This window comes from Hyphomicrobium sp. LHD-15, from assembly GCF_031157355.1.
Taxonomy (GTDB): Bacteria; Pseudomonadota; Alphaproteobacteria; order Rhizobiales; family Hyphomicrobiaceae; genus Hyphomicrobium_C.
Genome location: NZ_JAVIFT010000001.1, coordinates 822,063 through 835,112 on the forward strand (window position 1 = coordinate 822,063; position 13,050 = coordinate 835,112).

Genomic DNA, 13,050 nt, shown 5'->3' on the forward strand with positions numbered 1-13,050 from the left:
GCCCTACGCCGGCTTCAGCAGAACGTGCTTCTTCTTGCCGAGTGACAGCTTGATCACGCCCTCGGCCGTGACGTCGCTTTCGGACAGCTTGGCCTTCTCGTCGGTCACAACCACGTCGTTGACCTTGAGGCCGCCACCCTTGATCTGACGGCGTGCTTCGCTGGTCGAGGCGACGAGGCCGGCTTCGACGAACTTGTTCAGAAGGCCCACGCTCGCCTTGAGATCGACCGCGCTGATCTCGACGGTCGGCAAGCCAGTCGCGAGACCACCCTGCTCGAACGTCGTGCGCGCCGTCTCGGCTGCGGCTTCCGCCTTCTCGCGGCTGTGCACCAGAGCGGTTGCCTCGGTCGCGAGCACTTTCTTGGCCTCGTTGATCTCGGCCCCACCGAGCGCGGCGAGCTTCGCGATCTCGTCCAGCGACAGCGTCGTGAACAGCTTCAGGAAGCGCTCGACGTCGGCGTCCTCGGTGTTGCGCCAGAACTGCCAGTAATCGTAGGCGGAGAGCTGGTCTTCGTTGAGCCAGACAGCGCCGGCGGCGGTCTTGCCCATCTTGGCGCCCGAAGCCGTCGTCAGCAGGTTGCAGGTCAGCGCGTAGAGCTGATGCGGCACGCCCATGCGACGGCCGAGATCGATACCGGTGACGATGTTGCCCCACTGGTCGGAGCCGCCCATCTGCAGGTTCGTTCCGTAGCGGCGCGCGAGCTCGGCGTAGTCGTAGGCCTGCAGCAGCATGTAGTTGAACTCGATGAACGAGAGTTCCTGCTCGCGGTCGAGGCGCAGCTTGACCGAGTCCATCGACAGCATGCGGTTGACCGACATGTGGCGGCCGACATCGCGCAGAAAGTCGATGTAGTTGAGCTTGGCGAGCCACTCGGCGTTGTCGAGCATCAGCGCATCGGACTTGCCGTCGCCGAAGGAAAGGAACTTCGAGAACACCGTCTTGATCTGGTTCTTGTTGTCCTCGATCGTCTCGAGGGTCAGGATCTTGCGGGTTTCGTCGCGGCCCGACGGGTCGCCGACGCGGGTGGTACCGCCGCCCATCAACGCGATCGGCTTGCCGGCGCCGGTCTTCTGCAGCCAATGCAGCATCACTATCGAGAGCAGATGGCCCACGTGAAGTGACGGCGCGGTGCAGTCATAGCCGGTGTAGGCCACGATCTTGCCGTCGCGGGCCAAGGCATCGATGCCTTGCGCGTCAGAGGTCTGATGGATAAAGCCTCGCTCAGTGAGGATGTTCAGGAAGTCCGACTGGAATTTCGTCATGTTGAACTGCAAAGACCTTTTGTTCACCGCCGGCGCCCGCACGGCCGGGATCGGCCGATCCCGGAGGGCGAAAATGGGCGCGGGGTCGTTGTTTGGGCAGGAACATGCATGAGGAGGGCCCGGTGAGCAAGCGAGAGGGCGATATCTGGCGCGCTTTGGGGCTCATGAGCGGAACCTCGCTCGATGGAATCGACGTCGCGGTCATCGAAACCGACGGCGAGCAGGTTTTCGCCCGCGCGCATGCGGCCACCTATCCCTACTCCGAAGCCTTCCGGGACAAGCTGCGGGCCGGACTCGACGACGCAGCCGGGCTCAGAAATCGCGACGAGCGGCCGGGGCGGCTGAAGCTCATCGAGACCTATCTGACGCAGCTCCATGCCGAGGCCGTTCTTCACTATCTCGCCGATCATGAGATTTCGCCGGAGAGCATCGATCTCGTGGGCTTTCACGGCCAGACCGTGTTGCATCGGCCAGAAGCAGGGCTCACGGTTCAGCTGGGCGACGGCCCAATGCTCGCGCACCTGATCGGCCGTCCAGTGGTGTATGATCTGCGAGCGGCCGACATGGCGGCCGGCGGACAAGGGGCGCCTCTGGCTCCCGCCTACCACCGCGCACTCGCGGGCGATGTCGAAGAGCGTCCGGTGGTCGTGCTCAATCTCGGCGGCGTCGCCAACGTGACCTGGATCGGACGCGACGGAACCCTCATTGCCTTCGATACCGGACCCGCTTCCGCTCTGATCGACGACTGGGTGAAGGCGAAGCTTGGCCGGCCCTACGACGCGGGCGGCGAGAGCGCGCGGAACGGCGCCGTGCACGAGGAGATCGTCGCGGCATACCTGCGCCATCCCTACTTTGCAGCGCCGCCTCCGAAATCGCTCGACCGGAATGCGTTCAGCCTGGCGCCGGTCGGGGATCTGTCGCCCGAGGACGGGGCCGCAACGCTCACGGCCTTCACGGCAGCGGCAATCGCCGCTTCGCTCGCCCAGCTTCCCGAGCCGCCGCAACTGATCCTTGCGGCGGGCGGCGGACGGCGGAACGACACGCTGACGGCCATGATCGCGGAACGCACCGGCACGCCGGTCCGTGCGGCCGAGGCTTTCGGTTTCGACGGCGACGGTGTTGAGGCGGAAGCCTGGGCGTTTCTCGCCGTACGCAGCCGCCTCGGGCTCCCGATCACCTTTCCGGGCACCACCGGCGCGCCACGGCCGCTGACCGGCGGGGTGCTGGCCGATGCGGAAGCCAACGCCTGAAGACGCCAGGCGCGTTTTGTGGCCCTTTCCCTCCGGCAAGGCTTGGCCTTGCGCGTTTCCTGCGTATCAGGCCATCTTCCGGTCGTTCAGGACGATACATGCATGAGACCGGGGGATTGGCGGAATGAGCGGCCTATTGGCACTCCTAGACGACGTGGTGGCGATCGCGAAGGTCGCGGCGGCAACGATCGACGATACCGTCGGGCAGGCCGCGAAAGTGGGCGCGAAGGCTGCGGGCGTCGTGATCGACGATGCGGCCGTAACACCGCGATACGTGACCGGCTTTGCAGCCAAGCGGGAGTTGCCGATCGTCGGGCGGATTGCGGCCGGATCGCTCAAGAACAAGCTGTTCTTCCTGCTGCCGGCGGCATTGCTGCTGTCGGTGTACCTGCCGCAAGCGATCACGCCGCTCCTCATGCTCGGCGGCCTCTATCTCGCCTACGAGGGTTTCGAGAAGGTGCTGCACTGGATCACGGGCGACGCGCCGTCGAAGAACCCCGTCCAGGCCGTCGCGGCGCTCGATGACAAGGCGCTCGAAGAGCAGCGGGTGTCGGGTGCGATCCGCACCGATTTCATCCTCTCGGCCGAAATCATGGCGATTGCGCTCGCCAGCATCGAGAGCCCCGACCTCGTAACCAAGGGCGTGGTGCTGGCAACGGTCGCGGTGCTGATCACGGCAGCGGTTTACGGTGCGGTGGCACTGATCGTCAAAGCCGACGATCTCGGCGTAGCGCTTGCCCAAAGAAACGGCGCAATCTCCGGCCCGATCGGGCGGGCGCTGGTCCGTGGCATGCCGCCGTTCCTGCAAGTGCTGACCGTGGTCGGCACCATTGCGATGTTGTGGGTCGGCGGCGGCATTCTGGTGCACGGCCTTTACGAGTACGGCTTTGCGGCGCCTGAACACATCATCCACGCACTGTCGGAAGGCGTGCGCGGCGCTATTCCCTTCGCGAGCGAAGTCTTTGGCTGGATTGCCAGTGCGTCGGGTGCGGCGGTCGTCGGCCTGATCGGCGGCGCAGCGACCGCGTTGCTGGTGAAAATCGTCAGTGCGCCGTTCGCGAAGTCGAAAGCTCCGACCGCCTGAGACTGAACGCGCTCGAGCAAGATCCATGGGCCGGGACCCTCGCCAAATCAGGGGTTCCGGCTCAATGCCGATGCCGGCGCCTTGGTGCCGATGGAGACGACCACGAGCGCCAGAAAGAGCGTGTGCCCCAGGATCTCGAGATTTTCCTCGAACAGATTGCTGGTCGTGCCTGCGGGCAGGACGTGGTCCCACATGTGACGGTCGAAGGTCTTGCTGACGAGGTAAGTCCAAATGATCGCGGTCAGGAGCGTCACGATTTTGCGATCGGAGAAAAACGGCTCCAGGAAGTCGCGCGCGTACGAGGCCCATCCAATCAGCAATACCATTGCGATGTAGAAGCCGGTGTTGGTGCCCGCAAAATGTAGCTCCCGCAGAAACAGCGCGAGAGCGAACAAGGCCTGCCATTTGTAGAAGACGTGCGACTTCATCGCAGCAAGACACGCTGCGAGAGCCAATGCCATCGCAAGGATGATCGGCGATATGAACTCCGCCACATCCTTGGTGAGATAGGGCGCGATCACCGCATTGGTGTTGAGAAGATTGACTACGAACGCGCCAACGACAGGGACGATCCACACCCAGACGGGCGTCAATCGCAGAACGTGCGTTGCCGTCGTCCAGTGCCAGGCAATCTGGGTGGTCAGTCGATCCAGCATAGCGCGCGCCCTCAGCCCGTATGTGCGCACCTCGTCAGGTTCGTCACATCGTCACGGGACCGATGTAATCGGCGGGCGCGCGGGGGCGTCAAGCAGGCCGCCACGCGTTTCGGCTTACAATTGGCTTACAAATCGAGAGCGGCGCCGGAACCTATCGGCGCCACCACCAGGTCATCCAGCGCGTCCAAACAGTCCACGGCCACATCGCGGACTGGGCCGCGGCGGTCGCGTCCTCGACGGCGTTTGCCGGTGGCGCCATGCGCTTCAACAGGAACCAGCCCGCAAGAAAACCGCCGATATGCGCCCACCAGGCAATTCCGCCCGCGCCGCCCGGCATCGCCAGCGAGCCGGCCGCCTGCATGATCTGGGAGAGGAACCAGAAGCCCGCAAACGCGAGCGCCGGCATCATGAAGAAAACCGGAATGATCACGATGGGCTGCAGGATGTTCACCCACGCATAGGGGAAACGACGCGCATAGGCGGCAATGACGCCCGCTATTGCGCCGGACGCGCCGAGGGTTGGTACGTCGGACGAAAAATTGAACAGCACATGGAGGAGCGCCGCTGCGACACCCGACAGAAGATACAGCGCGGCGAAGCGCTGAGATCCCAGCCGATCCTCGAGCGCGGGGCCGAACACCCACAGCGTCCAGAGGTTCGAGGCGATGTGCAGGAAACCGCCGTGCAGGAACATGCTGGTGAAGACATCCGCCACATCGAAACGGGCTGGAACCAGAGCGTAGCGGTTGAAAAAGGCCTCGGTCTCGGCCTGGGACAGCGTGAGCTGATAGAGGAAGACAGCGACGCAAAGTCCGATAATCGACAACGTCGCGACAGGCCGCTGGGTATACGGGATCGTGTTGTTGGCTGGAATCACGACAGCGCCTCGGCGGTTCAGCTCAGCATCTGAACGATGCTAAGCGAACGCCTTTTTCCGTCCAAGCCGCCAAATGCCCGCATGGCCGCGGGACATCCCGCGCCAAGGGCTATTATTCGTCGTCGCCGTCGTCGACCTCTGCAGCCGCCGCACGGCCGCTGCTGGCTTCCTCGCGCTCGCGTTCGCGCTCGCGCTCGCGGGCGGCTTCGCGTTCCTTCTCGCGCTCCTTCTGGCTCTCGCTGTCCTTCGCGGCCTTGGCGAGGCGCATGTCGAGATAGCTGCCGACGACGCCTTGCAGCTCGTCGGTCTTGTCCTCGAAGAAGTGGTTGGCGCCGGGAATGATCTCGTGATCGATCTTGATGCCGCGCTGCGTCTTGAGCTTGCCGGTGAGCTCGGCGACGGAATTGGACGGGACGACGCGATCCTTATCGCCATTCACCATCAGACCCGACGAGGGACACGGAGCCAGAAACGAGAAATCGTAGAGGTTCGAGGGCGGTGCGACGCAGATGAAGCCGTCGACCTCGGGCCGGCGCATCAGAAGCTGCATGGCGATCCAGGTGCCGAACGAGACGCCCGCGATCCAGCAGTACTTCGCGTCGGGTTTTACGGTCTGGAGCCAGTCGAGCGCGGACGCGGCGTCCGCCAACTCGCCCGGTCCGCCATCCCAGAAGCCCTGGCTGCGTCCGACACCGCGGAAGTTGAAGCGGAGAACGGAAAAACCGCGCTGCGCGAACGTGTAGTACAGGCTGTAGACGACCTGATTGTTCATCGTCCCGCCGAACTGAGGATGCGGGTGAAGAATCAGCGCGATCGGGCTGTCGCTGGCCGGCTCGTGGTGGTAGCGGGCTTCGATGCGGCCCGCAGGCCCATTGATGATCAGCTCGGGCATAGGTCCTGCTCGCTTCAGGTTTTAATCAGATGGGGTTTCTGGGGGCTCGGAACGGGCTGTTTTCGGGCAGTTTCGGTGCGTTATCCAAAATTCACGACATCGTGCCCAAGAGAATGCTTGATTTCCCCGCTCGGAATTTTCATATTCCGCGTACAAGTTTAGAACAGTTCGAAAGAATGCCGTTCAGTGACGGTCTTTCGGGCTGCTTCCCAGTGTGCGTCGCGTTTCCTTAGCACACGTGGGGTGGTTACTTGCAAGCAGTATGCGGCCCGTGCCGTGCGGCTTGCGTGTCGAAGGTGGAGAGCCGATGGAACTCAACACACGAGGCCGTTACGCGGTAATGGCTATGGCGGACCTCGCAAAACACGGCGGTGGTGGCTCGGTGCCGCTTTCCGCGGTTGCACAACGCCAGCAGATCTCGCTCGACTATCTCGAGCAGCTGTTTCTGAAACTCAGGCGCGCGGGGCTGGTCGAAAGCCTGCGCGGCCGCCACGGCGGCTACAAGCTCGGCAGACCGGCCGACGAAATTTTCGTCGCCGAGATCATGTCGGCGGTCGAGGAAGGCACGCGCATGACGCGCTGCTTCGGTGAGCAGGCCGTCGGTTGCCTCGGCGAGAGCCGGTGCCTCACGCACAATCTCTGGAACGCTCTCGGCGATCAGATCGAGAGCTTTCTCGCGAGCATCAGCCTCAAGGATGTCGTCGAAGGAAGCCCTCGCCTCGCGGTCGAGCGAGCAGTTCCGCGCGCACCATCCGTAACGCCGTTGGATACTGCAGTGGAGAGCCCCGCACAGTGAGCGGCAAGCGCACATATCTCGATTACAACGCCTCGGCGCCGCTTCGCGAAGAAGCGCGTGCAGCCGTGGTGGAGGCGCTCGACGTGTTCGGGAACGCGTCCTCGGTGCATGCCGAGGGGCGGCGGGCACGCGCGCTGATCGACGAGGCGCGCGAAGCCGTGGCGGAGCTGGTTCAGGCCAAGCCGGCCGAAGTCGTGTTCACGAGCGGGGCAACGGAATCGAACACCTGGGCGCTTGGAGCGCCGTGGGAGCGCATCGCGTTCGCCAACGTCGAGCACGATTCCGTGCGGGTTCCTGCAGAGCAGATCGCGGCCGCGCGCGGCGCTCAGGTGATCGCGCTTCCGGTCTCACGCGATGGCGTCGTCGACTACAAGGCGGCTCCGGCAGGACCAGGCACGCTGCTCGCACTGCAGCTCGCGAACAACGAAACCGGCGTCGTGCAGGACGTCACACGGGCGGGCCTGTGGGCAACCGAGAATGGCGTGAGGCTGCATTGCGATGCGGTGCAGGCTCCCGGCCGGTTGCGCATCGATTTCCGCACGCTCGGCGCGACGACGATGAGCCTTTCGGCGCACAAGATCGGCGGCCCCAAGGGCATCGGCGCCCTGGTGATCAGCGGCAACGCAGTCGTGCCTCCCCTACTCGCGGGCGGCGGACAGGAGATCCGCCGGCGGGCCGGCACGGAAAACGTGGCGGGCATCGCGGGCTTCGGAGCGGCAGCGCGTGCCGCGCTCAAGGATCTTGAAGACACAGCGCGCATCGCCGCGCTTCGCGACCGGCTCGAAGCGGAAGCGCTGCGTGCAACGCCCGGCGCGGTCGTGATCGGCGCGAAAGCCGAGCGGCTTCCCAACACGACGTCGCTCGCACTCGCGGGCGTCTCGGCCGAAACGCTGGTGATCAAGCTCGATCTGATGGGGATCGCGATCAGCGCGGGCGCGGCGTGCTCGTCCGGCAAGGTCGGGCAAAGCCATGTGCTTTCGGCCATGGGCCTTTCGTCAGAGATCGCGCGCGGCGCAGTTCGCGTGAGCCTCGGTGCGGCAACGACGGAACAGGATATCGCGGCGTTTCTCGCCGCATGGAAGCGGATCGGGGCCGGCGCCTCGCTCGCCGCATAAGTTTGAATTTGAACGACGCGGCCTCGGCGGGCCGCCGTTAAGCAGGTGGATGGAATGGCAGCAGTTCAAGAGACGATCGACCAGGTCAAGAAGATCGACGTCGATCAATACAAGTACGGGTTCGAGACCAAAATCGAGTCGGTGCGAGCGCCGAAGGGCCTCGATGAGAGCACCGTGCGCTTCATCTCGGAAAAGAAGGGCGAACCTGCTTGGATGCTCGAGTGGCGGCTCGAATCCTATGCGCGTTGGCGCAACATGACCGAGCCGACGTGGGCCAAGGTCTCGTATCCGAAGATCGACTTCGAGAACCTCTACTACTACTCGGCGCCGAAGGGCTCGGAAGGCCCGAAGAGCATCGAGGACGTCGATCCGGAGCTGCTCGCGACTTACGCCAAGCTCGGCATTCCGCTTAAGGAGCAGGAGATCCTCGCGGGCGTGCAGGGCGCGCGCGTCGCGGTCGACGCCGTGTTCGACAGCGTCTCGGTCGTCACGACCTTCAAGGAGGAACTGGCGAAGGCCGGCGTCATCTTCTGCCCGATCTCGGAGGCGATCCGCGAGCATCCCGAGCTTGTGAAGAAATACCTCGGCTCGGTCGTGCCGCAGGGCGACAACTTCTATGCGGCGCTCAACTCGGCTGTCTTCTCCGACGGCTCGTTCGTCTACGTGCCGGAAGGCGTGCGCTGCCCGATGGAGCTTTCGACCTACTTCCGCATCAACGAGCGCAACACCGGCCAGTTCGAGCGCACGCTCATCATCGCCGACAAGGGGTCCTACGTCTCCTATCTCGAAGGCTGCACGGCGCCGATGCGCGACGAGCATCAGCTGCATGCTGCCGTCGTCGAGCTGGTTGCGCTGGATGGCGCCGAGATCAAGTACTCGACGGTGCAGAACTGGTATCCGGGCGACAAGGACGGCAAGGGCGGCATCTATAACTTCGTGACCAAGCGCGGCGACTGCCGTGGCCATCACTCGAAGATCTCGTGGACACAGGTCGAGACCGGCTCGGCGATCACGTGGAAGTATCCCTCGTGCATCCTGCGCGGCGACCACAGCCGCGGCGAGTTCTACTCGATCGCTATCTCGAACGGGCGCCAGCAGGTCGACAGCGGCACCAAGATGATCCACCTCGGCAAGAACTCGTCGAGCCGGATCATTTCGAAGGGCATCGCGGCCGGGCATTCGCAGAACACCTATCGCGGGCTCGTCTCGGCGCATCGCAAGGCGACCGGCGCGCGCAACTTCACGAACTGCGACTCGCTGCTCATCGGCGATAAGTGCGGGGCGCACACCGTGCCCTACATCGAGGCCAAGAACTCATCGGCGCACTTCGAGCACGAGGCGACGACCTCGAAGATCTCGGACGACATGCTGTTCTATTGCCAGCAGCGCGGGCTTTCGTCGGAGGAAGCGGTGGCGCTGGTCGTCAACGGCTTCGTGCGCGACGTGCTGCAACAGCTGCCGATGGAGTTCATGGCGGAAACGCAAAAGCTCATCGGCGTGAGCCTCGAGGGCAGCGTCGGATGATCGCTGCGCTCGTCTCCCGACGGAGACTTTAAAGTCAGGCGTGTCTCGATCCCGGCCTTCGCCGGATGACGAAGCGAAGACACGAAAGAACAGAATTGACGGCCGACGGCAGGCCGAACCGGATGGAAGTTTGGGGTTAGAAGAGATGCTTGAGATCAAGAACCTGCAGGTGAAGCTCGAAGACGAGGACAAGGAGATCCTCAAGGGCCTCTCGCTCACCGTGCCGAAGGGCGAAGTGCACGCCATCATGGGTCCGAACGGATCGGGCAAGTCGACGCTCGCGCATGTGCTCGCGGGCCGTGACGGCTACGAGGTGACGGGCGGCGAACTCAACTGGAACGGCGAAAGCCTGATCGACATGGCGCCCGACGAGCGCGCCGCCAAGGGCGTGTTCCTGGCATTCCAGTATCCGATGGAGATCCCCGGTGTCGCGGGACTGACGTTCCTGCGGACCGCCGCCAACGCCGTGCGCAAGAAGCGCGGTGAAGCCGAGCTTTCGACGCCGGAATTCATGAAGCTCGTACGCGGCAAGGCCGAGACGCTCAAGATCGACATGGACATGCTGAAGCGGCCCGTCAACGTCGGCTTCTCGGGCGGCGAGAAGAAGCGCGCGGAAATCTTGCAGATGGCCGTGCTCGAGCCCACGCTCTGCGTCCTCGACGAAACCGACAGCGGCCTCGACATCGACGCGCTCAAGATCGTCGCCGACGGTGTCAACGCGCTGCGCGGACCGGAACGGGCCATGCTCGTCATCACGCACTATCAGCGCCTCTTGAACTACATCGTGCCGGATCGCGTACACGTTCTCGCCAATGGCCGCATCCAGGCCTCCGGCGGCAAGGAGCTGGCGCTCGAACTCGAAAAGTCGGGCTATGCCTCCTACCAGGGCAAGGCGGCCTGACGATGAGCATTGCGCAACCCATCAAGGCTGAGGCCGCGGGGCGACCCATGACGGTACAAATTCTGAAATCCAAGGCCGAAACCGCGCTCGCCGAGGCATTCGCCGACAACGAAGCCCGGCTGCCCGGTGGCGACTGGTTGCGCCAGCTTCGGCGCGCCGCAATCGGGGCGTTCACCGCCGAGGGCCTGCCGCACCGGCGCGTCGAGGAGTGGAAGTTTACGGACGTTCGCGCCCTGATGCGCGAAGCGTTCCCGGTTGCTCTCGATGCCAATTTGCCGAAGCCTGCCGCCCTCGATGCCCTGGTGCGCAATGCGTTGCCGGGCGCGGACCTTACCGAGGCGTTCGCACTCTTCATCGATGGTCGCGGGGCCGCGCAGTCCGGCTTGTCGGCCATCTCCGAACTGGACGGCGCATTCCTTTCGCAGTTCGTCGATCACCCGCCAGCCTGGCTCGAAACGGAAGTTTCCGACGTCAGCGGTCACGTGGGCGAAGCGACACTCGCGCTCAACACGGCGCTGTTCACCGACGGTGCCGTGATCGACATCGAGAAGGGTCGCGAGATCGAAACGCCGATCGCGTTGATCTTCGCCGACGCCGACAAGGGCGCGCGAACCGTCGTCACCCGTAATGTCGTGCGCGTCGGAGCGGGCGCCAAGATCGTGCTGGTCGAGTGCCATCTCGCTTCGGAGGCGGCCCGGCAGGCGAACACGCTCACGCAGATCGTTCTCGGTGACGGTGCCGAGGTGGTCCACGTCAAGCTCGTCGCTTCGCGCGCCGGCTCGGTCCATCTCGGCCGCACGGTGGCGCGCCTTGGCGCGAACGCCAGCTATCGCCCGTTCCAGCTCGTGTCCGGCGACGGCCTCGTGCGCAACGACCTGTCGGTCACATTCCGCGGCCAGCACTCGACCTTCGACCTCGGAGCGGCCGCGCTCGCCAACCGTCAGGGGCACTTCGACACGACGCTGGTCGTCGATCATGCGGTGCCGCATTGCACGAGCCGGGAACTCGTCAAGTACGTGCTAGCCGACAAGGGGCGCGCAGTGTTCCAGGGCAAGGTCATCGTCCGCCCGGACGCGCAGAAGACCGACGGCAAGCAGATGGCGCAGGCGCTCATGCTTTCGCCGGATGCGGAGTTCGACAGCAAGCCGGAGCTCGAGATCTACGCCGACGACGTGGTCTGCGGACACGGCAGCACATCGGCGGAAATCGACCCCGAGCTGATCTTCTATCTCCGCTCGCGCGGCATTCCGCTCGACGAGGCGCAGGCCATGCTGGTGGAAAGCTTCATCGGCGAAGCCATCGACAAAGCAGAGCCCGAAGCGATCCAGAATGCCCTGCGTGGGATCGCACGGGCCTGGCTTGCCGGCGAAGCGCACATCAAGCAGGGCTAACCGCCCAAAGGACGGCAAGATGACAACGGCCACGCGCGATCAGGTTCATGCTTCCCGTACCAGCACGGCGCCGCTCGACGTCGAGCGGGTGCGGACGGATTTCCCGATCCTGTATCGCGAGATCTACGGCAAGCCGCTGGTGTTTCTCGACAACGGCGCCTCGGCCCAGAAGCCGCTGCCGGTGATCGAGGCGATGGATCACGCCTATCGCTTCGAGTACGCCAACGTTCATCGCGGGCTGCACTATCTCTCGAACACGGCCACGCAGAAGTTCGAAGAGGCACGCGAAACGGCCCGCCGCTTCCTCAACGCGCGCTCCACCGACGAAATCATCTTCACGCGCAATACCACCGGCGCCATAAACCTCGTCGCGTCTTCGTTTGGTGCGCTCGAAATCGGCGAAGGCGACGAGATCGTGCTTTCGATCATGGAGCACCACTCGAACATCGTGCCGTGGCACTTCCACCGCGAGCGCAAGGGTGCCGTGCTGAAATGGGCCCCGATCTCGGATACCGGCGAGTTCCTGCTCGACGAGTTCGAAAGGCTGCTGACGCCGCGCACCAAGATCGTCGCGCTGACCCAGATGTCGAACGTGCTCGGCACGGTGGTGCCGATCAAGGAAGTCATCGCGCTCGCGCATGCGCGCGGCATACCGGTGCTGGTGGATGGCAGCCAGGCGGCGGTGCACCTGCCGGTCGACGTGCAGGATCTCGATGCCGACTTCTACGTCTTCACCGGCCACAAGACCTACGGGCCCTCGGGTATCGGCGTTCTCTACGCCAAGAAGAAATATCTCGACCAGATGCAGCCCTACGAAGGCGGCGGCGACATGATCGAGGTGGTGGAGGTCGACCGCGTCACCTACGCCAAGACGCCGCACAAGTTCGAAGCTGGCACGCCGCCGATCGTAGAGGCGGTTGGATTGGGGGCGGCGCTTTCCTACATGATGCAGATCGGACGCGACCGGATCGCGCGGCACGAGGCGGAGATCGGCGCCTATGCAGCCGAGCAGCTCGCGGACGTTCCCGGGCTCACGATCTACGGCACGGCCAAGGGCAAAGGCGCCATCGTCTCGTTTACGATGGAAGGGCTTCACCCGCACGATATCGCGACGATCATCGACCGATCCGGCATCGCGGTGCGCGCCGGCCACCATTGTGCGCAACCGCTCATGGAAAGGCTCGGCGTGTCGGCCACCTGCCGCGCGTCGTTCGCGATGTACAATACCAAGCAGGAGGTCGATCAGCTGGCGGCGGCCTTGAAGCGCGCCAGGGACTTCTTCGCATAAGGACTAGGATCTC

General features: G+C 64.2%; 12 protein-coding genes. 8 read left to right on the forward strand and 4 right to left on the reverse strand.

Translation table 11 applies throughout. From position 1 onward, the window contains the following. Positions 1-3: 3 nt before the first annotated feature. Positions 4-1,263 (reverse strand): tyrosine--tRNA ligase, encoded by a 1,260-nt coding sequence (gene tyrS, locus RCO24_RS03745; protein ID WP_308960058.1) that lies wholly within the window; start codon positions 1,261-1,263, stop codon positions 4-6. 122 nt (positions 1,264-1,385) lie between these two features. Between tyrS and RCO24_RS03750 the strand changes: the two genes are divergently transcribed. Further along, the gene (locus RCO24_RS03750) at positions 1,386-2,513 is read left to right on the forward strand and encodes an anhydro-N-acetylmuramic acid kinase (protein ID WP_308960059.1); all 1,128 of its coding nucleotides are present in this window, start codon (positions 1,386-1,388) and stop codon (positions 2,511-2,513) included. Between the two features lie 124 nt (positions 2,514-2,637). After that, positions 2,638-3,597 (forward strand): DUF808 domain-containing protein, encoded by a 960-nt coding sequence (locus RCO24_RS03755; RefSeq protein ID WP_308960060.1) that lies wholly within the window; start codon positions 2,638-2,640, stop codon positions 3,595-3,597. A 47-nt stretch (positions 3,598-3,644) separates the two neighbouring features. Here RCO24_RS03755 and RCO24_RS03760 read toward each other — a convergent pair whose 3' ends face one another. The 3 genes from RCO24_RS03760 to RCO24_RS03770 all read right to left on the reverse strand — a co-directional run bounded on the left by RCO24_RS03760 (position 3,645) and on the right by RCO24_RS03770 (position 6,022). After that, entirely contained in the window at positions 3,645-4,253 is a 609-nt protein-coding gene (locus tag RCO24_RS03760) for a hypothetical protein (protein ID WP_308960061.1), read from the reverse strand. A 151-nt stretch (positions 4,254-4,404) separates the two neighbouring features. Further along, entirely contained in the window at positions 4,405-5,130 is a 726-nt protein-coding gene (locus RCO24_RS03765; protein ID WP_308960062.1) for a rhomboid family intramembrane serine protease, read from the reverse strand. A gap of 112 nt (positions 5,131-5,242) precedes the next feature. Further along, complete coding sequence (locus tag RCO24_RS03770) at positions 5,243-6,022, reverse strand: alpha/beta hydrolase (RefSeq protein ID WP_308960063.1); 780 nt, start codon at positions 6,020-6,022, stop codon at positions 5,243-5,245. Between the two features lie 307 nt (positions 6,023-6,329). On the opposite strand from RCO24_RS03770, the gene RCO24_RS03775 reads away from it, so the two are divergent. From RCO24_RS03775 to RCO24_RS03800, 6 genes are all read left to right on the forward strand, one after another. Further along, on the forward strand, positions 6,330-6,818 hold the full coding sequence (locus tag RCO24_RS03775; protein ID WP_308960064.1) for an Rrf2 family transcriptional regulator: 489 nt from the start codon (positions 6,330-6,332) through the stop codon (positions 6,816-6,818). After that, on the forward strand, positions 6,815-7,933 hold the full coding sequence (locus tag RCO24_RS03780; RefSeq protein ID WP_308960065.1) for a cysteine desulfurase family protein: 1,119 nt from the start codon (positions 6,815-6,817) through the stop codon (positions 7,931-7,933). Before RCO24_RS03775 ends, RCO24_RS03780 begins: the two co-directional genes overlap by 4 nt. Before the next feature lie 54 nt (positions 7,934-7,987). Beyond that, complete coding sequence (sufB, locus tag RCO24_RS03785; protein WP_308960066.1) at positions 7,988-9,457, forward strand: Fe-S cluster assembly protein SufB; 1,470 nt, start codon at positions 7,988-7,990, stop codon at positions 9,455-9,457. Between the two features lie 145 nt (positions 9,458-9,602). Beyond that, the gene (gene sufC, locus RCO24_RS03790; RefSeq protein WP_308960067.1) at positions 9,603-10,358 is read left to right on the forward strand and encodes a Fe-S cluster assembly ATPase SufC; all 756 of its coding nucleotides are present in this window, start codon (positions 9,603-9,605) and stop codon (positions 10,356-10,358) included. Between the two features lie 47 nt (positions 10,359-10,405). Beyond that, positions 10,406-11,749 carry a Fe-S cluster assembly protein SufD gene (gene sufD, locus RCO24_RS03795; protein WP_308960068.1) on the forward strand — a complete coding sequence of 448 codons (1,344 nt, stop codon included), beginning with the start codon at positions 10,406-10,408 and terminating at the stop codon, positions 11,747-11,749. 19 nt (positions 11,750-11,768) lie between these two features. Then, positions 11,769-13,037: a cysteine desulfurase gene (locus RCO24_RS03800; RefSeq protein ID WP_308960069.1), complete on the forward strand. Its 1,269-nt coding sequence runs from the start codon at positions 11,769-11,771 to the stop codon at positions 13,035-13,037. Positions 13,038-13,050 lie beyond the last annotated feature (13 nt).